Raw genomic sequence first — 19335 nt, 5'->3', positions numbered from 1 at the left:
GTACCTTTAAGGTAACCCCCGCCCTTTTCTTTTATAACTCCAAAATGCTCCCTTGGCTAGCTCATTTTCGCTTTCATGTTATCGGCAAGCGCGATCATTTCCTGCGCGTGCTGGAGCGTTTTGTCAGTCACTTCGACGCCTCCCAGCATCCGGGCCAGCTCGTGAATGCGTTCTTCCGTATTCAAGTCGTCAATATTCGTATAAGTGCGGTCTCCATCCGTCGTTTTATGAATGCGGTAATGCACGTCCGCCATGCAGGCAACCTGCGGCAGATGCGTAATGGAAAAGATTTGACAGCTCCGGGATAGCCTGGACATTTTCTCGGCTATCGCTTGTGCCGCGCGCCCGCTTACTCCGGTATCCACTTCATCGAAGACCATTACCGGAATGCTGTCCACCCGGGCAAAAATCGATTTCAGCGCCAGCATGACGCGGGAGATTTCCCCACCGGAAGCGATTTTGCTGAGCGCACGCATCGGCTCTCCGGGATTGGCCGAAATGAGAAACTCGACCTGATCAGCGCCTTCGCGCGTCAGCTTCTTCTCCCCATCCACGGCAAAATGGACCCGGAACTGCGTCCGCTCCATCTGCAGCTCGCGAAGCTCCGCCACAATTTCCGCCGCGAGCTTGTCCGCTACGATCATACGTTGCTCGGTCAGAACCGAAGCCAGCCGCTGTACCTGTTCGAGGGCCACCGCTTCTTCTTTTTGCAGCTGCTGAAGCTTTTCGTCCTTGTTCTCGATCAGGTCCAGTTCCTTTTCAATCTTTTCAACATAAGCAAGAATATCCGAAACTGATTCTCCATATTTTCTGCGAAGCGACGAAATCGTATCCAGCCTTTGCTCGATAAAATCGAGTCTGGAAGGGTTAAACTCCACTTCGTCGCGGTAATCGCGTACCTGATAAGCCGCGTCTTCCAGCTGATAAAAGGCTCCTTGCACTTGCTCCAGCAGCGGCTGAAGCTTGGCGGGATCGAGTGCGGCGATATCCTGAAGCTTCTGGACGGCGCGGCCGACGGCATCCAATCCCTTGCTTCCCCCATACAGCAGATCGTAAGCGTCGGAGGCGTTCTGGAACAGCCGTTCCGCATTGACCAGCTTTCGTTTCTCATCGGCCAGCGCCTCGTCTTCTCCCGCTTTCAGCTTGGCCGAACGGATCTCCTCCACCTGAAACCGGTACAAATCCATCATTTGCAGCGCTTGTTTGCTTGTTTCCTGCAGCTCCTTAAGCTGCTTGCGGATTCCCTGGTATACATCGTACGCTTCCTGATAAGCAAGCTTGGCAGGCAAAATCTGCGGCTCACCGAACATGTCGAGCCACCGGATATGCTCCTCCACCCGGAACAACGATTGATGCTCGTGCTGTCCGTGAATATTGACCAGATAATCGCCCATTTCCCTAAGCACTGCGCGGTTGACCAATTGTCCGTTCACGCGGCTGGTACTCTTGCCTTGAGCCGTTATTTCTCTGCGAATAATAAGATGCTCCTCCGGGTCGGCTTCTATTCCCACGCCGGACAAAATATTCCAAACGGGATGATCCTTCCCGATCTGATACAGCGCTTCGATCGACGCTTTATCGCTTCCGTAGCGAACCAGATCCGAAGAACTTCGGCCCCCGGCAATCAGACCGAGCGCGTCAATGATAATCGATTTGCCCGCCCCCGTTTCCCCCGTCAAGACGTGGAATCCGGTTTTGCAATGCAATTCGACATGTTCGATAACCGCCAGATGGCGAATGGATAGTTCCAGCAGCATAAGCTACACCTCTCTGACATTAGCTGAGCATTCCCAAGACTTGATTAACGATATGTGAACTGTGATCCTTGGTTCGGCAAATGATCAGAATCGTGTCGTCGCCGCTGATCGTACCCATAATCTCATTCCATTCCAGACTGTCAATGAGCGCCGCAATCGCATTTGCCGTCCCCGGCAAGCTTTTGATCACGACGAGATTCTCGGTATGGTCAATATGCACAAAATGGTCGTTGAGCGCCCGCCGCAAACGCTGCAGTGGATTGTAGCGCTGATCGGCCGGCATGGAATATTTATACCTTCCGTCGTCTAATGGCACTTTGATCAGATGCATTTCCTTTATATCTCTGGAAATGGTCGCCTGCGTGACATGAAAGCCCGCTTTGCGAAGCTGCTCGACTAGCTCATCCTGCGTTTCGATTTCGTTGTTGGTGATGATTTCTCGTATTCTAACATGTCGTTGGCCTTTCATGGCTTCCTCCCTGGTTATGGGGTATCGGTATCGTCGTCATCTTCGGCTTGCAGTTCGAACACATAGCAGTCCACCGTTTGTTCAGGCACATTTACATATAATACTCCTGCCGTTTTCGGGTATAGCAGTTGATACACGAGCAGATGGTCGCGGACGCCGCTTCCGGTCCTCTCCATCAGTTTACGCTCTTTTGCTGTCTTGACGATGTAATACCGGCCGTTTTTCTCCACTGTGTAATCAACGAACAGCCGGCTTTGAAGCGTTTCGCTGCGGTTGACTTTGATGTGTACGGGAATGCGTTTCTTACCGCTAAGGACCGAATAGCCGCGCGCCTCAAGAAGCTCCGTCGCTTCATCCTCCGGCACCTTCGTGTCGGCGAGAAATTCGAACGGAGGCTCGTCCTCCACGGCTTCCTTCAGCTTGCTCCGGGCGTAAAAATACACCCATGCCCCCAGTGCCAGCGCCACCAAAAACACGATCAAGCCGTCCCCGCTTTGCATGGAATCACCTCGAAGGAATATTCGAGAAACCGCATCCAAATTCCTGTATAAAGGCAAAAAAACTCATCCGTCAAGATGAGCTCTGCATGCTTTGCGACTCTTGGGTGACCTCTCGGATCAACCGGTCCAGTTCGGGACCGGACAACCCGGGCTCGTCCGTATGGAGAAGATGTACTAAAAATTCAATGTTGCCCTCGCCGCCCTTGATCGGGGAGTAGGTCAACCCCCGAATGGCATAACCGATATCCTGGGCAAATCGGAGGATGTCTTCCAACACCTCTTGATGGACCCGGGGGTCACGGACGACGCCGGATTTGCCTACCTTCTCCCGGCCCGCCTCGAATTGCGGCTTAATTAAAGCAACGACTTGTCCTTGCGGCGCAAGCAGCTGCTTCAGCGGCGGCAAAATAAGCTTCAAAGAAATGAAGGACACGTCGATCGAAGCAAATGCCGGCTCCGGTCCCTTCAAGTCGCCCGGCTGCATGTAGCGGAAATTGGTCCGCTCCATGACGCTAACCCTAGGGTCCTTGCGCAGCGACCAATCCAGCTGGTTGTAGCCGACATCGACCGCATAGACGTGAACCACCCCGTTCTGCAGCGCGCAATCGGTAAATCCCCCGGTCGAAGCGCCGATATCCAGCATCGTGACGCCTTGCAGATCGATGCCGAACACGTTGAGCGCCTTCTCCAGCTTCAGCCCGCCGCGGCTGACGTAAGGATGCACCGCACCCTTGACAATCAGCCGGGACGTGCGGGCAATCTTCGTCCCGGCCTTGTCGACCGGAACGTCGTCAACCAGCACCAATCCGGCCATAATGGCCGCCTTGGCTTTTTCTCTTGTTTCATAGTAACCCTGCTCGACGAGCAGGACATCGAGTCGTTCTTTTTCCGCTTTATCCCCAGCCATGAATTGCTCCTACTCCATATTGTTAGGCCCGCTGCCGTCTGCGCGGAACGAGCGCCTGCAGTTCCGATACGAGCCGCTCGGCTGTGAATCCGACCTCTTTACGCTGTTCCTTGACGGAGCCGTGCTCGACGAAATAATCCGGCACGCCGATAATTTTGATTCGCAGGCCGTATACATTTTGCTGCGAGTAATGCTCCAGCACGCCGCTGCCGAAGCCTCCGAGCTCCGCCCCTTCTTCCAGGGTCAGGATCGGGATGTCTTCTTTCGCGAGCTGGAGAAGCATTGCCTCGTCCATCGGCTTGATAAACCGCGCGTTGATGACGCGAACTTGAACGCCTTCCTTGCTCATCGCCTCGGCCGCTTCCAGAGCAAGCGGAATCATCGGGCCGACAGCCAGAATCGCCGCATCGCTTCCCGGACGGAGCACTTCCCAGGTGCCGATCGGAATCGGCTGGAGCGTCTCGTCCATCGGCACCCCGAGTCCGCTAATCCGGGGGTAACGGTAAGCAATCGGGCCTTCGTTATACTCAAAAGCCGTCTTCATCATATGACGCAGCTCGTTCTCGTCCTTCGGCATCATCAGTACCATATTCGGGATACTGCGCAAGTACGCCATATCGTATACCCCTTGATGCGTCTCGCCGTCCGGACCGACGAAACCCGCGCGGTCAATCGCGAACACAACGTTCAGGTTGGCGCGGCAAATATCGTGTACGACCTGGTCGTAAGCTCGCTGCAGGAAGGTCGAGTAAACGGCAAATACCGGCTTCAACCCTTCCTCAGCCAGACCGGCGGAAAACGTAGCGGCATGCTGCTCCGCAATCCCTACGTCGAACATCCGGCCGGGAAATTCCTTGGCAAAGCCGAGCAGACCCGAACCGCCGGGCATTGCCGGGGTAATCGCCACAATGCGCTCGTCCTGCTTCGCCAGCTCAATCAGCGTGCTTCCGAACACTTCCGTATACATCGGAGGGCCAACCGTCTTGAGGACTTGGCCGGATTCGATTTTGTATGGGCTGATGCCGTGCCATGTGTGGGAATCCGCCTCGGCCGGCGAATAGCCCTTGCCTTTGGTTGTGATCACATGTACAAGGACAGGCCCGTTTACTTTATCCGCTTGCTTCATGGTTTCAAGCAGCAGCGGCAAGTTGTGGCCGTCCACAGGCCCCAGATACGTAAAGCCGAGCTCTTCGAACCAAACGCCGGGGACAACCAAATATTTGAACGAATCCTTCACCCGTTCCGCCGTCTTCGCCAAGGTACCGCCGATGGCCGGAATCTTTTTGATCAGGTGCTCGAATTCTTCCTTTACCTTCACATAGTGCCGGTCCGAACGAATGCGCGCCAAATAGTGGCTGAGCGCTCCGACGTTGGGGGCGATGGACATTTCGTTGTCGTTCAGAATGACCATCAGCTTCCGCTTCTCGTGGCCGATATGATTCAGAGCTTCCAGAGCCATACCGCCGGTAAGCGCTCCGTCACCGATCATGGCAACGATCCGGTTCTTCTCGCCCTTCAAATCGCGGGCCACAGCCATCCCCATCGCTGCGGACAGCGAAGTGCTGCTGTGGCCGGCTTCCCAGACGTCATGCTCGCTTTCGGAACGTTTCACGAAACCGCACAGGCCTTTATATTTGCGCAATGTATCGAACTTGTCTTTTCGACCGGTCAGAATCTTGTGAACATACGACTGGTGACCGACATCGAAAATAAATTTATCCTTCGGACTGTCGAACAAATAGTGCATAGCAATCGTTAACTCGACAACGCCAAGGTTGGGCGCGAGGTGACCGCCGGTGACCGAAAGCTTCTCGACAAGAAAATGTCTCGTTTCCGCAGCCACTTGCTCCAGCTGTTCCACAGTCAGACGTTTCAAGTCCTCAGGCTGATGAATGTGATCGAGCAGCACGCTTGTTCCCTCGCTTTCCATAGTTGGAGTATGCCTAACGAATGGCAGGTATGAGTCGGTAACGATCCGCTTCATTGCATAGGCTATGTAATGTGTTTGAATACGATGCCATTATAGCACAGGACCGTCACGCGCTCAAACGGGACCGGCGCAAAAGCAGCTGCGCTAAGGGCGGCTGAACCGGTCCAAGCGCTAATGGTCGCGCTTCATTAAATAATCCGCAAGCTCCAGCAGCCGCTCCGGGCGCGGGAAATCCGCCGTCAGGATCGCTTGCTTCGCCTCGCGCGTCAGCTCCCCGGCCTTCGCAATCGACGCTTCAATCCCGATAAAATAAGGGTAGGTCACTTTCTGCTGTTTGACGTCGCTCTGCACGGGCTTGCCAAGCTTGCTTTCGTCCCCGATCAGATCGAGCACGTCGTCCTGGATTTGAAACGCCAGCCCGATGCACGTGCCGAACCGCTCCAATGCGGCAAGCTGGGTTTCAGTCGCCCCGGCGATCCGGCCGCCGGCCTTCAAGGAAAAGACGATCAAGTCGCTCGTCTTGTGCAGATGGATATACTCCAGCTCTTCCAGCTTCGTGACTCCCTGCTCTCCCAGCATGTCCGCCGCTTGACCTCCAACCATGCCGGGGGCACCGGAAAGCCGGGACAGCTCTTCGACGATGTCGACCACACGGTCGGCCGGAATGTTATGCTTCTTTGCAGATTGAACGACCGAATAGAACGCATGGGTCAGCAAAGCGTCCCCGGCCAGAATCGCCATCGCTTCGCCGTAAACCTTATGGTTCGTCGGTTTGCCCCGCCGAAAATCGTCGTTGTCCATGGCGGGAAGATCGTCATGAATAAGCGAATACGTGTGGATCATCTCAACGGCCAGCGCTGCGGGAACAGCCGCTTCCGGGCTGCCGCCCAGCGATTCTGCCGCTGCCAGCACCAGAATCGGCCGCAGCCGCTTGCCGCCGGCCATTAAGGAGTACATCATCGACTCGCGAAGCGGGGCGGGAATCGCCCACGGCGACGGAATCGACAGCTGCAGCTCCCGCTCTATGAGCGAAGCCATGTCTCGAATGTATTCTCGGATGCCGGATGACTCGTTCATCGGTTATCCCCTTTATCGGTTTCCTGTGGCTGAAACGGTTTTTTCGTCAGACCGCCCTCTTCTTCCAGCAAAATTTCAATTTTGCGTTCCACCTGTTCCAGCTTCTGCCCACACAATTGAGACAGCTTCATGCCTTCTTGAAACAGCTCTATCGCCTGCTCAAGCGGAATATCGCCGCTTTCGAGCTGGGCCACAATGCGCTCAAGCTGGTCCATCGCCTGCTCGAAGCTAGGCGTCGCTTCCTGATTTGACATCGCTTTTCTCCTCCGTCTTCTCCTCCATAGACCAAACATGACAATCGATCCGTCCGTCCATCAGGCGCAGCTTCAAAATATCCCCAATCTGCACCTGTTGGATCGATTTCACGAGCTGTTTCTCTTTCTCGTCGTATACGAGGCCGTACCCCCGCTGCATGATCTTCAGCGGGCTGAGCGCATCCAGCTGGCGCATGGACGATACGAGCTCCTGCTGCTTGCGCCTCAGCACCGCCTGCATCGTCTGGCGAAGCAAACGGGCGGACGAGTCCAGCCGTTTCCGGGAGTAAACGACCTGCTCCTTCGGATTAAACGAAGCGAGCTGCCGGTCGGCCTTCATCAGCCGCTCGTGACTTTTCGTCAGGCGGCTGCGCATCTTGTAGCCGAGCTGCTCGCGCATGCGGTCGAGACGTTCCGCGGGCTGCAAAAGCAGCTGCCTGCGGGGATTCGTAAGGTATGGCGAGCGCTGGAGGCGCTTCAACCGTTCTTTGCTTCGTTCAAGCTGCTGAGTTAACCCGCCGTACAATTGCTGGCGCAAGTAACCGATCTGCTGCTTCAGCTCCTGATGATGCGGAACGGCCAGCTCAGCAGCCGCCGTCGGCGTCGGAGCGCGCAGGTCAGCGACGAAATCTGCGATCGTGAAATCCGTTTCATGGCCGACCGCCGAAATGATCGGCAGGCTCGAAGCGAAGATCGCCCGGGCCACGACCTCTTCGTTGAAGGCCCACAACTCCTCAAGCGATCCGCCCCCGCGGCCGACGATCAGCACATCGACTTCGTTTCTTGCATTCATTTCCTCGATCGCTCTCACAATCGAAGGAGCCGCCTGTTTGCCCTGCACAAGCGCAGGATACAGCAAGATGGGAACAGTCGGATGACGGCGCTGCAGCGTGATGATAATATCGCGAACCGCCGCGCCCGTCGGCGACGTAATGACCCCGATTGCGCGCGGGAAACGCGGAATCGGCTTTTTTCTCGCCGGAGCGAACAACCCTTCGGATTCCAGCTTTTTCTTCAACTGCTCGAACGCCAGATACAAGCTCCCGATGCCGTCCGGCTGCATTTGCGTGACATAGAATTGATACTGTCCGTCCCGTTCGTACACCGAGATGTTTCCGCAGGCGATCACCTTCGTTCCTTCCCGAGGAATGAACGGAAGCCGCTGGTTGTAGGAGGCGAACATAATGCTTTTTAACCGGCTGTCCGCATCTTTTAACGTAAAATACATATGTCCGCTGGAGTGATGGGTAAAATTAGAAATTTCACCTCGCACCCAAACGTCCTGCAGCCGGTCCGTGCCCTCAAGCAGCATTTTAATGTATCGATTCAGCTCTTTGATCGATAAAATTTGTTTTTCCTTCATAACTACGCCCGTTACCGCTAATTGGTTGCAGAAGCCGCACGCTGTGCCGCTTCAAGCGTATTGCGAAGCAGGATCGTAATCGTCATCGGACCGACGCAGCCCGGCACCGGCGTTACATAGCTTGCCGTCTCCAGAACGTCGTCAAAATCGACGTCTCCCGCCAGCTTGCCGGTATCGAGCCGGTTGATGCCTACGTCGACGACAACGGCTCCCGGCTTGATGTGGCTGCGGTTGATCATCTTCGCTTTGCCGACCGCCGCGATCAAAATATCTGCCTGCCGCGTAATTTGTTCCATATTTTTCGTGCGCGAGTGGCACACCGTAACGGTCGCATTCTCGCGAAGCAGCAAAATGGCCATCGGCTTGCCGACGATGTTGCTGCGACCGATCACGACGGCATGCTTGCCGGCGATTTCGACGCCGACTTTCTTGAGAATCTCAATGACGCCCGCTGGCGTGCAGGGAGCCGGTCCTTCCTTGCCGATCATCAGGTTGCCCACATTGACCGGATGGAAGCAGTCGACGTCCTTTTCGATCGCGATCGCTTCGACTACCCGTTCCTCCGAAATATGTCCCGGCAGCGGCGACTGAACAAGAATGCCGTGAATCGCCTCATCGCCGTTCAGCTTGGAGATGAGCGCCAGCACATCGGCCTCCGGCGTATTTTCCGGAAGCTTGTACACTTCGGAATGCATGCCCGCTTCTTCACAGGCTTTCGCTTTATTGCGCACGTAGACGTGCGAAGCCGGGTCGTCTCCGACGATGACCACCGCAAGTCCTGGCTGTACCCCTTGCTGCTTCAACTGCTCGACTTGCTGCTTAATATCGGCGCGGTAAGCGCTGACGATTTCTTTGCCGTTAATGATTTGCGCGGACATGCTTGTTTTCCCCTTTCGCTAGGTCGCTTCTACGCTTCGGACGAACGGCTGCGGATCGTCTCCAGGTCTTTGATCATTTTGCCGAGTACGCCGTTGACGAATTTCCCCGATTCCTCCGTGCCAAAATTTTTGGCCATTTCGATCGCTTCGTTCACAACGACCTTCGGCGGCACATCTTCCCGAAACACCATTTCATACGTGGCCAGCCGCATAATTTCTCGGTCTACCTTGGACAGCCTGTCCATCTGCCAGCCCTTCAAATAATCGGAAAGCAGGCCGTCGATTTGCCGCTTGTGCTGCATCGTGCCTTCTACGAGCTCAACCACCTCATGAGGCGCAATCTGATCGCGCTCCCTCGTAAGCTGCGCCTCGTCCTCCGTCCGCGCTTCTTCAATTACGTGCGCGATGGCATCGGCCGCTGTCGCTTCGTTCATTTCGATCTGATATAAGCTTTGCACCGCAAGCTCCCTTGCCAATCTTCGTCTCATCCGATCAAATCCTCCTGTGGGTTTGCACTTGCTTCACCGGAATAAACCGGCTGCGTCTTCCTTGTCTTAAGGTGAAGACTTATAAATTTTTATTAACCGAAAAAATCCTTGGGCGTCATCCAAGGATTTTAGCGGAACAGTCTCCATTTGTCCATTAGCCGGCGCCAAGTGTCTTCTGCGGGAAACACCGACTCGTTCCGGTCCAACCTTTTCCCTATGTAGTATCCAGTATATACGATCAGGATAAAGATTAACATACGCCAGAAGCCGAAGAACAAATAAATGAGGCCAAGGGCACTCCCGGCCAGGACGCCGACCGTCTTACCCCTGTGCTGTTCCCACAGTTGCTCCCAAATTCGCATCCACATCCGGGGGCTCACCTCTATTCCACTCGACTTTTGAAGGTCGGGGACGATTGTTGAATATTCGCGATAAATACCGTGACGAAAGCTACGGGAATCCCCGTAATTTCCTCAATATGCCGCTTCACGTTCGCCTGCATCTCTTCGGTCATCGCCGGAATGGAATTTTCGCCGTCCACGATGGCGCGAATGACGATTTCGAGTCCGGATTGATTCACTTTGACACGGGCGCGCAAATCTTGAACCCCGCGCGTTCGGCCTGCCGCTTTCAACGACAAATTCTCCACCGTATCGAGCGAAATGCGGATGTCCCCGAATTCGGTACGCTGATCGATCGATGGCGACGAAGATTTGCCGCGCCTTACGGACAAATACAGGAAGCGAAGGCTTAACAGAGCCGCCACCGCCGTGGAGCTGATGAAAATAATCGCCGTTCTTAAATCGTAATACACGTCGTGAACGAAGTTACCCGCCGTGTTGAAGGAAATCAGGCCGAATGCAGCGCAGAGCAGAATTAATGTTGCGATCAGCATGGCCAAGCTGAAAATAAAGAGCAGCAGTCTGTCGAGAACTTTTACCACGAATCCTGACTCCTTCCTAAGATGGAGGAAACCCCCAAACGGTGAAGGATGGGGGTTCAACCGGGGTATTTATTAATTATTTTACGCGCTGAGCGGGCGTTTCCGGCTCTTCGACTTTGTCCGCACCTTTGAAAATAACGTCATGAATGTGAACGTTCACTTGAACGACGCTAAGTCCGGTCATCGATTCGATGGCCTGCTTGACATTATGCTGAACCGCGCTTGCAACCTCCGGAATCCGCGTACCGAATTCGATGACGACAGACACGTCAATTGCCGCTTCGCGCTGACCCACTTCGACTTTTACGCCTTTGGACATATTTTTGCGTCCGAGAAACTCGGCGATATCTCCGGCAAATCCGCCGCTCATGCCTGCAACGCCAGGCACTTCCACGGTTGCCATACCGGCGATGATCTCGATCACCTCCGGAGCGATCTGAATCGTGCCCATCTCGGTCTTCTCATAATCCGCTGCCAGTGTACTCATGGTCAGGACCTCCTAAACATTTGGCTTGCCCATACCTAGACTTATTGTATACTATACCATTCCCTTAAAAAGATGACAACGAAGCGAACGGGCTCTTAAGAGTCCGGATCATTCACGTCATGCTCTTCCAAAAACTTGATATCGAAGTCGCCGGCCAAAAACTTTTTATGCTCCAACAGCTTCAGATGGAATGGAATCGTCGAATGAATGCCTTCGATCGTAAATTCGGCCAAAGCGCGCTTCATTCGCTGGATCGCATCGTTGCGGTTTTCTCCCCACACGATCAGCTTCGCAATCATCGAATCGTAGTGAGGCGGAATCGTGTAGCCCGGGTATGCGGCGCTGTCGACACGGACGCCGAAGCCGCCGGGCGGCAAATAAAATTTGATTTGACCCGCGGACGGCATGAAGTTGCGCTCCGGGTCTTCCGCGTTAATCCGGCATTCGATCGCCCAGCCGTTGATGCGGACCTCGTCCTGAGTGAACGAAAGCGGCTCGCCTTCCGCGACACGGATCATTTCTTTAATTATATCGATGCCCGTGATGAGCTCCGTAACCGGATGCTCTACCTGAATCCGGGTGTTCATTTCCATAAAGTAAAACTGTCCGTCCGGTCCAAGCAAAAACTCGAGCGTACCGGCGCCAGAATAATCGACGGCTTGGGCCGCGCGAACGGCCGCTTCGCCCATTCGTTCGCGAATTTCCTCGGTCAGAATCGGACAAGGGGCTTCCTCCACCAGCTTCTGGCGGCGGCGCTGTACCGAACAGTCACGCTCGCCCAGATGCACTACGTTGCCGTGGTTGTCGGCCAGCACCTGAATTTCGACGTGCTTCATCCCCGTCAAATATTTCTCCAAATATACTCCCGCATTGCCGAAAGCTTTTTGCGCTTCCTGCTGGGCGGTCGTAATTTGCTGAATCAGCATCTCTTCGTTGTCGGCAAGACGAATGCCTTTGCCTCCGCCTCCGGCCGTCGCTTTAATAATGATCGGATAGCCGATCTCGCGGCCCATCCGGATCGCTTCGTCCATATCCTCGACAAGGCCGTCGGAGCCGGGGATAACGGGAACGCCCGCTTCCTTCATCGTCTGCTTCGCGACGGCTTTGTCACCCATCTTGCTGATCGCTTCCGGCGAAGGGCCGATGAACGTAATGTTGCAGCTCTCGCAAATTTCGGCGAAGTCGGCGTTCTCCGCCAAAAAGCCGTATCCCGGATGAATCGCGTCGGTTTCCGTCAACGTCGCGACGCTCATCAGATTCGTGTAATTCAAATAGCTGTCTTTGGAAGCTGTAGGTCCGATACAATAGGCTTCGTCCGCCAAACGAACATGCAGCGCTTCGCGGTCCGCTTCCGAGTAGACCGCGACCGTAGAAATTCCGAGCTCACGGCATGCGCGAATAATGCGCACGGCGATTTCCCCACGGTTGGCGATCAATACTTTTTGAAACTTCAATGGGTTCTCCTCCTAGCGGATTATTCCGGTTTCACCAGGAACAACGGTTGGCCGTACTCGACCAACTGGCCGTTCTCGACAAGCACTTCGACGATCTGGCCTTTCACTTCGGCTTCGATCTCGTTCATCAGCTTCATCGCTTCGATGATGCAGACGATCGTCGTTTCCTTCACGCTGCTGCCCTTGGAAACGAATGGCGCCGCTCCAGGTGCCGGAGCTTCGTAGAAAGTGCCGACCATAGGGGAAACAATCGTATGTAAATTGGATTGGGCTGCTGCCGGAGGTTCGGCTGCAGGTATGTTGACTGCCGCGGACGTCTGAACGACGGCTTGAGGAGCGGACTGCTGGGCGACGACGCCGGCTGCAGGCTGCACGGAGGTGACGACGACTTGCTCGGTTTTATTCGGTTTACGGATTAAAAGGCGGGAGCCTTCGTTTTCGATCTCAAGTTCTTGCAAAGATGTTTGATCCACCAGCTTGATCAATTCTTTAATTTCGCTTAACTTAAACACGGAATTCACTCCTTTGGGCATCTTGTTGACGGTCGCTCCGCAAGCCGCGGCATGCTCCCGGCCAAACGGCAGTCACACCGACGGCTTGTCCCGCGGCAGCGGGTCAACACCGTAAAACAAACGACGTTGTTATTATATCACAATATATTTTGATTGGAAGAATTTCTTCATACCTTGTTATATTACTTGTTTTACATATTTCTACTACTTATATTTCGTTATTTTCCATGTGCTTAAACTGATTTTGTGAGCGAATTTGTGAGCAAAAAAATAAGCTAAACTAAAAGTCTCCCTGACTAGTTCGATAATTCTGGACCACAAAAAATGCTCTTTCATTTCCGTCCCTCGCCTGCTTAAATTCACAGTAAACACCAAACACTCCCTTCCGACTAATACCATAATATTACATTCAGGAGATTTAGGGCGCAATATATAACTTGTGTAGCCGGGGGTAAATAAGAATCCTGTGCTTATCAAAGATGGTCAAAAAAATGCCCTGGGAGACAAGATCCCCCGGGGCTATTTTCTAACTATTATTACCTTGCACCGTATGCTTTCCACCCGTTGACCTCGCCGCACTTCCGCTCCCAAGCCTGTATCAGAATTATCCGTTCTGGATCGGCGGAAGACCATAAAATATAGCCTTCCTTTCCCAACACGCCCAGAACGTTCAAAAGTCCTTCACGGCTCTTTCCTGTCTTTCTCCCCAGTTCCATTAAAGAAGGCATTCTTTTACGACCAGCCGAATAATTCGCAATAATCCGCAGCACTTTCCGTTCAGCATCAGCCAGCATGACGAACCACCGGCTGAACTGCAAGGACATTTTCGATCCTAAACACTCGTAGCGCACGCCTTTGATAGCAAAATGCTTTAACAATATGGTTTTCTACTGCTTGGACCTCAATACGCCGCTGTGTAATACTGCCCCCATTTCCACAGTAAATGATTTCAACAGTTTTTCCAACATATTTCAGCATTTGCTTTTCCAAAGTGTTCGCCTCCAATAAGAACATTTGTTTGCATTAATTATATGCGAACAAAATACGAACGCGCAACCGGAAAATATCTTGACCCAATCAATACCAAATCTTATTATCAAACATGTAAGCATTTACGAAAATACCAAGTTAAAGGAGACACAAAAAATGAGGAAATTGGGTCTTTACTGTTTAATGGCTGCAATGACAATATCCATAACAGCTTGCGGGAAATCTCAACCGGCAAGCACGGCACCTGCTCCAATAACCCAATCTGAACCAAAAAAAGAGCCTGAACAAAAAGCCCCAGTACCGCAAAAGGAGCCCGAGCAAAAAGCTCCAGATTGGAAAAGCAGCATTGACGAAATTGCAAAGTCTGACAAGACCCCAACGGAAAAATTTGACGCCGTTTCTTCTCTAGCCAAAAACTACAAACCGACGGATAAAGAGCTTAAGGATTTTGAATCGTATATCATAAGTGAATACAAGAACAAAAAATACTTAAGTGACGTTAAAAATCATGTTTATATGTTGTCTAATATTTTTCAGGCCACAGTGGTCGAAAGGCATTATGATGACAAAGACAAAAAGCCGATCGATGCATTCGCTCTCGACTTCATCCAAAACTCAAAATATACATACCGGGGAGCTGAAAAGATAGATAGCGACTCTGTAAAGAAAAATGAGAAGCAAATGAACAAGGCACTCACACAAATAAAATAGCCAATAGCTAATGGATAGTTACACGAATAGCCAGTAACATCTTAAAAAGCAAACAAAAGAGTCCCTGACCACTGGCCGGGACTCTTTTGCTTATATTAAACTCCCCAACCATGGTCTTCAAGGGCCGACATATTTGTTTGTTGTGTCGGTTGTGTTGGCTGTACAATAATACCACTTAACAAAATCAACCCCATCATAATCGATAATAAGAAGTTTTTCATAAATCAAACACTCCTTCTATAATATGTTTGTACCCCAACTTCTGTTGTTCCGTCGCATAATCACCATGCTTCCGGAATAAAGTTGTACATTTCTCGAACCCCATATAATACTTCATGACTCGTGCCATAAAAAGGGCATATAACAATTCGTCGATTCCCGCAATAAGCCTATTTTTCTTGAAGCTGTAGACTGCTTTCTCGTACCAAAAATGAAATAATTGGGTGCCGTCCACAAAGCTAACCTCAGAGTCTACAGATGGAAGCTTTTGTACAAGCGTCTCCATGATATCATCAACATTAAAGCTAAATTTATTTGCTGCTTCAATGATGGTTTTTGCACCACCAAGAAATTCAGTAGGATGCCTTTGCAGAAAATCGATATACTCATGGAGTGCCTTTTCGTTTCCAGTTTTCAACTCAAGCGCATACATGTTTCCCTGACTCCAAGTACGAAACCTCTCTACCTCCTTTTTCCCCGTTTCGTCAAGGAATTCAACCCACCCAAGGTCTGAATACGCTGCCACGTATTTTTTTGCTTCTTCGTATCGCCCTTGCATAGTAAGTACGAAGCCCTTGATGCGTAACCCATGACCTAAATATACCACTAAATCCCGCTCAGTATGTAGATTTTTAACATATTTTTCTTTTTTTAATTTTTCATACACATTTTGAGCTAAATCATGAAGTTCGTTTCCATACCGTTCTACCTTGTTCCAATCACCTAACGAATAATAAACATTCGCCATCCAAAAAATCGCCTCTAGTCGTAACCCTTCATGCAGGCGGCTGTACGACGGTTCAAACCGTTCAAGCGCTTCCTTGTTACCTTCCGAACTCACACCAACAAGACATTGAAACAACCGAAATTCACATAGAAGACATCTTTGATCGTTATGATCTGTTTCCCGATCAATGATATAGCGGTACAAGGGTGCCGCCTCTGCTTTTTTCTCCTCCTCGAAAAGATGCTCCGCTGCATAAAAGAGATGATCTTTGATTTCTGCCCCAAGCCCGCCGCCTACATTTACCATTTGTCCCATACACTCCCTTCGACTAATACCATAATATTACATCTGGGAGTTTTCGATGGCAATATAGAGCATTTGGAGGAGATTAAACGTTCATCAGCAAAAAACAGAAAAAAACGAGACTAAAACAACGAAATTTGACATCAAACGTCAATTTATGACATGTTTTTACAATCAATTTTAGAAAAAGCCTATCAATATCGCTTAATCTAGTACTACTAAATGCTCATAAAAAAGTAGTTTTGTCCCATATGAATTATATTGGAATCCATGGTATTTTTTAGGTGTACATTATGTCGGCCGACCATTGTTCAAAATCACTCAATTTGGAGGGATGTTGCCCGAGAAGTTTTTACGCGTGCGCCTATTTTCCCTCAGATTAAACAAAATGAAACAAAAGAACCATATTATAGGCAATGGTTTATGGTATACTGAATCATGTAATTTATTTGATTTTAATACAAATATTAGGAGGTAATTTGAAGATGTTGAAGAAAAAAATTCTCCCTGCTGTAATGACTTTGGCTGTAGCAGGAGTCACGACTCTAACTGGCTTTTCGGATGTCCCTAGCGCTATCGCAGCTCCATCCGGGAAAAAAATCAAGCCGTTCTCGGATGAAACGGACGGAGGAAGCTTTACTTTAATGAACGAAACGAGAAAGGTGTATGACAATTCTTACGACTATAGCGCTATTTATGGTAGTCTGGGCACCCTGGTTTCGGGCTTGGTTTTGCCTTCGGCTTTAGGATGGCAGGTAGCAGGCGGAGGAGCAACAAGTGTCGGTGCTACGTGGATCAACAATAAATTGGGTATTAGGAACGTAGTTTACGTTAAAGTGAGGGTAGGCATCAGCTTCAATACGTACTACAACTATTACGAGTACGTAGAGTCGGTTACCCACTACAACGATGGAAGTTTCTCGACTCCTATTGATACCTGGTATGGTCAGACAGGTGTAAGGGTTCCGGATGATATTCTTGCGCGGTATGGTTTGAAAAATCCTCGCTAATGCACAAAGAAAACCGTTCGGAAGTTTAGAACGGTTTTCTTTGTTTTTAATAGTATAATGCTATATTCTGGATAATGGTTTATAATATTTAACTAAAACGTTAAAGGATGTGATATTTATGTCTAAACAAAAAGTTATCATTAACGCTGCAGCTGGGGGGGTATCGTTTACGGTTTTTTGGATGGTCGTGCATTATTTCACAGATAAAGACGTTTCGATTGGACCCGGTCTTATAGGTGGTGTTTGTTGGTTCTTAGGGGCTTTGATTATTTCATCTTTTAAAAAAAATAATTATCATTAATAGCTCGTTTTTTAGCCTTGAGTGGCGATTATGATTACGTGTAATAATGCAAAAAACGGCTCGATCCAGGGAACCAACGTCCTTAACAAAAACAGCGTACATCCCTCATTAAGGTTGTACGCTGTTTTTGTTAAACCTCAATTTGTTGCCCCGAAGCTTTCCGCAGCTCATTCGCCAGCCAATGAATGTAATCGGCCTGCTCTTCATACGCTGCGGCCGCGGTGCCGCCCCCTGCCTGTTCTGCCTCCTGCCGTTTTGCGTCCAGTTCCTTCCATGCCGGACTCAGCCAAGTGTCAATGATCGTATCTTTCACTCCTACGTCAAGCATAGGTTCCTCCGCCTCCTTTAGATATGTTGCCAAGTATTCGCCCGGATCAATGTGCGATCCGTAGCCGTAGCTCGGCGCGTCCTTGGCTCGGACCTCATAGTGCAGGTGCGATCCTGTGCTCCGGCCGGTCGTCCCTTGGTTTCCGATGATATCGCCTTTTGGAAGCTTCTGCCCCTTCCGGACAGCGACCGAATCAAGGTGGCAATAACAATGAACATACCCGGCGTCATCCCGCAGCGCGACCACGTTACCATAGCCGCCGAATCCCGTGCCGGGGCTCCCAGCTCCCGCAAAAAGAACAATCCCACCTACAAAGGCGGGGATTGGGTACAAGTGGTATTTGATGAGGTCGACGCCAGTATGAAATACTCGGCTTCCGGTGAACGGATCGGACCGATATCCATACGGGCTTGTCACTTTCCAGCCTTCGAAAACACTCATATGCCCCGTCCCTCCCTATTGCTCCGGCTGGCCGGACGCTATCCGAAGTTGATTTGCGAGCCAAATCATGTACGTTTTACCGTTCTCATCCCCGGCTTCATCCGCCTTCTTCCATGCTGGAGAAATCCATGTTTTGATGACCGTATTTGCTACGCCTGCATCAAGCAGTGGTTCCGCCGCCTCCTTGTCGTATTGTTCAAGCGCATAACTCGCAATAAGCCCGCGCAACTTCTTTGTATATTCGGGGTCCGTTGCATAGCCGCAGACACGAAGCATTTCCGTCTGCTCCTGCGGCGTCTGGGCAGCACGCACGCGGTCGTAATGGCTCCATTGGAAAAGTAGGTCCTGATCCCTGAAACAATCCTCGACGCAATCGTAGGCCCGCCAGTGAGCCTTAACGCCATCCACGCGCACGCCGTCGTAAACCTCCCATGTCTTTGTGCTGACGGATCGGCCTTTCCAGAATTGATTGGGCTGGCCGCTGCCGACTTTATACCCGACGAGGTTGTTCCACTCGTGGATCCTGCCGCCGGTCTCGAGCATAGCTTGGGCAATCCGCACGGAAGGAAAGATCGGGGACCCTTCCTTCCGCAGCTGCACGGTGATCGACGCGACTGTGGCAATGAATTCTTCTCGTGTCACTGTTCGTCATCTCCATTCACTTTCTTCGCCTGCTTGAGCAACTGGTTCCCATATACAGCAACGGCTCCGCACAGAATACCCTGCAGTACAGATACAGCCGAGAATCCGATGAGAAGCGAGGCGAAGACAGCCGCGACCACGGTAACGATATAGATGATGCTCCAGTCTGGGACTCGCGGTGTTTGCTTTAGGATGTAACCCAAAATCCAACAAGCAACGACTACAATAATGAGCTTCGGATCAATCATAGTCATTACATTTGTCCAATTCATTTCCATTGAAATCAGCTCCTAAATTTTAGTGTTAAAGCCGCCGCGCAATGCATAGCCAATGATGGCCAAAATGATTGCGCCTATCACTGTCGTTGCCAACCAGAACGTCAGCTTATCGATTTTATCTAGTCGGTGATGTGCCGACTCCGTCCTTTCCATTGCCTTTTTTGCAATATCTTCCACGTCTTCGACTTTCTTGGTAAGATCCTTCAAGCCCTCTACTTTTGTTGAAAGCTCTCTGATGTCTAACCTTACGTTGGTGATCTGATCCGTAATTTTTTGCATTTCATCCATTCATCAATCATCCTCTCAATCGGAGTTGGATAATCACTCTCTCAAATTCCCAAGCGCTTGGGAAAGTCAAATAGCCCC

The 19335-nt window shown here is 51.2% G+C and carries 26 protein-coding genes; 3 read left to right on the top strand and 23 right to left on the bottom strand.

Features of this window, described 5'->3' with window-relative positions; translation table 11 throughout:
* Positions 1-56 precede the first annotated feature (56 nt).
* From recN to ET33_RS28955, 17 genes are all read right to left on the bottom strand, one after another.
* Positions 57-1757: a DNA repair protein RecN gene (gene recN / locus ET33_RS29035; protein WP_036690279.1), complete on the bottom strand. Its 1701-nt coding sequence runs from the start codon at positions 1755-1757 to the stop codon at positions 57-59.
* Between the two features lie 19 nt (positions 1758-1776).
* Positions 1777-2226, bottom strand: a complete 450-nt coding sequence (gene ahrC, locus ET33_RS29030) for a transcriptional regulator AhrC/ArgR (RefSeq protein ID WP_036690275.1) — start codon at positions 2224-2226, stop codon at positions 1777-1779.
* Positions 2227-2240: 14 nt separating this feature from the next.
* Positions 2241-2726, bottom strand: coding sequence for a hypothetical protein (locus tag ET33_RS29025; protein WP_036690272.1), 486 nt, complete (start codon positions 2724-2726; stop codon positions 2241-2243).
* A gap of 70 nt (positions 2727-2796) precedes the next feature.
* Positions 2797-3633: a TlyA family RNA methyltransferase gene (locus ET33_RS29020; protein WP_036690270.1), complete on the bottom strand. Its 837-nt coding sequence runs from the start codon at positions 3631-3633 to the stop codon at positions 2797-2799.
* Between the two features lie 22 nt (positions 3634-3655).
* A complete protein-coding gene (gene dxs / locus ET33_RS29015; protein WP_200879242.1) occupies positions 3656-5563 on the bottom strand; it encodes a 1-deoxy-D-xylulose-5-phosphate synthase in 1908 nt (635 codons plus the stop codon).
* A gap of 171 nt (positions 5564-5734) precedes the next feature.
* Positions 5735-6601: a polyprenyl synthetase family protein gene (locus ET33_RS29010; protein WP_235206848.1), complete on the bottom strand. Its 867-nt coding sequence runs from the start codon at positions 6599-6601 to the stop codon at positions 5735-5737.
* A 35-nt stretch (positions 6602-6636) separates the two neighbouring features.
* Positions 6637-6894 (bottom strand): exodeoxyribonuclease VII small subunit, encoded by a 258-nt coding sequence (gene xseB / locus ET33_RS29005; RefSeq protein WP_036690264.1) that lies wholly within the window; start codon positions 6892-6894, stop codon positions 6637-6639.
* Entirely contained in the window at positions 6869-8257 is a 1389-nt protein-coding gene (gene xseA, locus ET33_RS29000; RefSeq protein ID WP_036690262.1) for an exodeoxyribonuclease VII large subunit, read from the bottom strand. The genes xseB and xseA overlap by 26 nt, the downstream gene beginning before the upstream one ends.
* 17 nt (positions 8258-8274) lie before the next feature.
* On the bottom strand, positions 8275-9135 hold the full coding sequence (gene folD / locus ET33_RS28995; RefSeq protein ID WP_036690259.1) for a bifunctional methylenetetrahydrofolate dehydrogenase/methenyltetrahydrofolate cyclohydrolase FolD: 861 nt from the start codon (positions 9133-9135) through the stop codon (positions 8275-8277).
* Between the two features lie 29 nt (positions 9136-9164).
* Positions 9165-9623 carry a transcription antitermination factor NusB gene (gene nusB / locus ET33_RS28990; protein WP_036690257.1) on the bottom strand — a complete coding sequence of 153 codons (459 nt, stop codon included), beginning with the start codon at positions 9621-9623 and terminating at the stop codon, positions 9165-9167.
* A 128-nt stretch (positions 9624-9751) separates the two neighbouring features.
* The gene (locus ET33_RS28985) at positions 9752-9991 is read right to left on the bottom strand and encodes a DUF2273 domain-containing protein (protein WP_036690255.1); all 240 of its coding nucleotides are present in this window, start codon (positions 9989-9991) and stop codon (positions 9752-9754) included.
* Positions 9992-10005: 14 nt separating this feature from the next.
* Positions 10006-10566, bottom strand: a complete 561-nt coding sequence (amaP, locus tag ET33_RS28980; RefSeq protein WP_036690253.1) for an alkaline shock response membrane anchor protein AmaP — start codon at positions 10564-10566, stop codon at positions 10006-10008.
* 76 nt (positions 10567-10642) lie between these two features.
* Entirely contained in the window at positions 10643-11053 is a 411-nt protein-coding gene (locus ET33_RS28975; protein ID WP_036690251.1) for an Asp23/Gls24 family envelope stress response protein, read from the bottom strand.
* Positions 11054-11148: 95 nt separating this feature from the next.
* Positions 11149-12507, bottom strand: a complete 1359-nt coding sequence (accC, locus tag ET33_RS28970) for an acetyl-CoA carboxylase biotin carboxylase subunit (protein WP_036690249.1) — start codon at positions 12505-12507, stop codon at positions 11149-11151.
* A 20-nt stretch (positions 12508-12527) separates the two neighbouring features.
* Complete coding sequence (gene accB / locus ET33_RS28965) at positions 12528-13019, bottom strand: acetyl-CoA carboxylase biotin carboxyl carrier protein (protein WP_036690372.1); 492 nt, start codon at positions 13017-13019, stop codon at positions 12528-12530.
* A 536-nt stretch (positions 13020-13555) separates the two neighbouring features.
* Positions 13556-13813: a LexA family transcriptional regulator gene (locus tag ET33_RS28960; RefSeq protein ID WP_051775777.1), complete on the bottom strand. Its 258-nt coding sequence runs from the start codon at positions 13811-13813 to the stop codon at positions 13556-13558.
* The gene (locus ET33_RS28955) at positions 13803-14009 is read right to left on the bottom strand and encodes a hypothetical protein (protein WP_081890555.1); all 207 of its coding nucleotides are present in this window, start codon (positions 14007-14009) and stop codon (positions 13803-13805) included. Before ET33_RS28955 ends, ET33_RS28960 begins: the two co-directional genes overlap by 11 nt.
* Before the next feature lie 156 nt (positions 14010-14165).
* Here ET33_RS28955 and ET33_RS28950 point away from each other — a divergent pair, with 156 nt between their 5' ends.
* Positions 14166-14720 carry a hypothetical protein gene (locus ET33_RS28950; RefSeq protein ID WP_051775775.1) on the top strand — a complete coding sequence of 185 codons (555 nt, stop codon included), beginning with the start codon at positions 14166-14168 and terminating at the stop codon, positions 14718-14720.
* A gap of 95 nt (positions 14721-14815) precedes the next feature.
* Here ET33_RS28950 and ET33_RS40330 read toward each other — a convergent pair whose 3' ends face one another.
* Together ET33_RS40330 and ET33_RS28945 are read right to left on the bottom strand one after the other, a co-directional pair.
* The gene (locus ET33_RS40330) at positions 14816-14941 is read right to left on the bottom strand and encodes a hypothetical protein (RefSeq protein WP_255320196.1); all 126 of its coding nucleotides are present in this window, start codon (positions 14939-14941) and stop codon (positions 14816-14818) included.
* On the bottom strand, positions 14938-15981 hold the full coding sequence (locus tag ET33_RS28945) for a DNA-binding protein (RefSeq protein WP_235206844.1): 1044 nt from the start codon (positions 15979-15981) through the stop codon (positions 14938-14940). The genes ET33_RS40330 and ET33_RS28945 overlap by 4 nt, the downstream gene beginning before the upstream one ends.
* A 473-nt stretch (positions 15982-16454) precedes the next feature.
* On the opposite strand from ET33_RS28945, the gene ET33_RS28940 reads away from it, so the two are divergent.
* Together ET33_RS28940 and ET33_RS28935 are read left to right on the top strand one after the other, a co-directional pair.
* On the top strand, positions 16455-16979 hold the full coding sequence (locus ET33_RS28940) for a hypothetical protein (protein WP_036690245.1): 525 nt from the start codon (positions 16455-16457) through the stop codon (positions 16977-16979).
* Between the two features lie 118 nt (positions 16980-17097).
* Positions 17098-17280: a hypothetical protein gene (locus tag ET33_RS28935; protein ID WP_036690243.1), complete on the top strand. Its 183-nt coding sequence runs from the start codon at positions 17098-17100 to the stop codon at positions 17278-17280.
* Between the two features lie 130 nt (positions 17281-17410).
* On the opposite strand, the gene ET33_RS28930 is transcribed toward ET33_RS28935, so the two are convergent.
* The 4 genes from ET33_RS28930 to ET33_RS28910 are packed head-to-tail and all read right to left on the bottom strand — an operon-like array spanning position 17411 to position 19257.
* Complete coding sequence (locus ET33_RS28930; protein WP_051775773.1) at positions 17411-18049, bottom strand: M23 family metallopeptidase; 639 nt, start codon at positions 18047-18049, stop codon at positions 17411-17413.
* A gap of 15 nt (positions 18050-18064) precedes the next feature.
* On the bottom strand, positions 18065-18691 hold the full coding sequence (locus ET33_RS28920; RefSeq protein ID WP_051775771.1) for a glycoside hydrolase family 73 protein: 627 nt from the start codon (positions 18689-18691) through the stop codon (positions 18065-18067).
* A complete protein-coding gene (locus ET33_RS28915) occupies positions 18688-18969 on the bottom strand; it encodes a phage holin family protein (RefSeq protein ID WP_407668120.1) in 282 nt (93 codons plus the stop codon). The genes ET33_RS28920 and ET33_RS28915 overlap by 4 nt, the downstream gene beginning before the upstream one ends.
* Positions 18970-18981: 12 nt before the next feature.
* Positions 18982-19257 (bottom strand): hemolysin XhlA family protein, encoded by a 276-nt coding sequence (locus tag ET33_RS28910; RefSeq protein ID WP_036690241.1) that lies wholly within the window; start codon positions 19255-19257, stop codon positions 18982-18984.
* Positions 19258-19335: the final 78 nt, after the last annotated feature.

Source organism: Paenibacillus tyrphae (genome assembly GCF_000722545.1).
Classification (GTDB): Bacteria; Bacillota; Bacilli; order Paenibacillales; family NBRC-103111; genus Paenibacillus_G; species Paenibacillus_G tyrfis.
Note: the sequence above shows the minus strand (reverse complement) of the source record. Positions and strands in the feature narration are given on the sequence as shown.

Coding starts and splice junctions, on each gene's coding strand:
- recN (WP_036690279.1), bottom strand. CDS start 1,757: ATGCTGCTGGAACTATCCATTCGCCATCTGGCGGTTATCGAACATGTC.
- ahrC (WP_036690275.1), bottom strand. CDS start 2,226: ATGAAAGGCCAACGACATGTTAGAATACGAGAAATCATCACCAACAAC.
- ET33_RS29025 (WP_036690272.1), bottom strand. CDS start 2,726: ATGCAAAGCGGGGACGGCTTGATCGTGTTTTTGGTGGCGCTGGCACTG.
- ET33_RS29020 (WP_036690270.1), bottom strand. CDS start 3,633: ATGGCTGGGGATAAAGCGGAAAAAGAACGACTCGATGTCCTGCTCGTC.
- dxs (WP_200879242.1), bottom strand. CDS start 5,563: ATGGAAAGCGAGGGAACAAGCGTGCTGCTCGATCACATTCATCAGCCT.
- ET33_RS29010 (WP_235206848.1), bottom strand. CDS start 6,601: ATGGCTTCGCTCATAGAGCGGGAGCTGCAGCTGTCGATTCCGTCGCCG.
- xseB (WP_036690264.1), bottom strand. CDS start 6,894: ATGTCAAATCAGGAAGCGACGCCTAGCTTCGAGCAGGCGATGGACCAG.
- xseA (WP_036690262.1), bottom strand. CDS start 8,257: ATGAAGGAAAAACAAATTTTATCGATCAAAGAGCTGAATCGATACATT.
- folD (WP_036690259.1), bottom strand. CDS start 9,135: ATGTCCGCGCAAATCATTAACGGCAAAGAAATCGTCAGCGCTTACCGC.
- nusB (WP_036690257.1), bottom strand. CDS start 9,623: ATGAGACGAAGATTGGCAAGGGAGCTTGCGGTGCAAAGCTTATATCAG.
- ET33_RS28985 (WP_036690255.1), bottom strand. CDS start 9,991: ATGTGGATGCGAATTTGGGAGCAACTGTGGGAACAGCACAGGGGTAAG.
- ET33_RS28975 (WP_036690251.1), bottom strand. CDS start 11,053: ATGAGTACACTGGCAGCGGATTATGAGAAGACCGAGATGGGCACGATT.
- ET33_RS28960 (WP_051775777.1), bottom strand. CDS start 13,813: ATGCTGGCTGATGCTGAACGGAAAGTGCTGCGGATTATTGCGAATTAT.
- ET33_RS28950 (WP_051775775.1), top strand. CDS start 14,166: ATGAGGAAATTGGGTCTTTACTGTTTAATGGCTGCAATGACAATATCC.
- ET33_RS40330 (WP_255320196.1), bottom strand. CDS start 14,941: ATGAAAAACTTCTTATTATCGATTATGATGGGGTTGATTTTGTTAAGT.
- ET33_RS28945 (WP_235206844.1), bottom strand. CDS start 15,981: ATGGGACAAATGGTAAATGTAGGCGGCGGGCTTGGGGCAGAAATCAAA.
- ET33_RS28940 (WP_036690245.1), top strand. CDS start 16,455: ATGTTGAAGAAAAAAATTCTCCCTGCTGTAATGACTTTGGCTGTAGCA.
- ET33_RS28935 (WP_036690243.1), top strand. CDS start 17,098: ATGTCTAAACAAAAAGTTATCATTAACGCTGCAGCTGGGGGGGTATCG.
- ET33_RS28930 (WP_051775773.1), bottom strand. CDS start 18,049: ATGAGTGTTTTCGAAGGCTGGAAAGTGACAAGCCCGTATGGATATCGG.
- ET33_RS28915 (WP_407668120.1), bottom strand. CDS start 18,969: ATGGAAATGAATTGGACAAATGTAATGACTATGATTGATCCGAAGCTC.
- ET33_RS28910 (WP_036690241.1), bottom strand. CDS start 19,257: ATGGATGAAATGCAAAAAATTACGGATCAGATCACCAACGTAAGGTTA.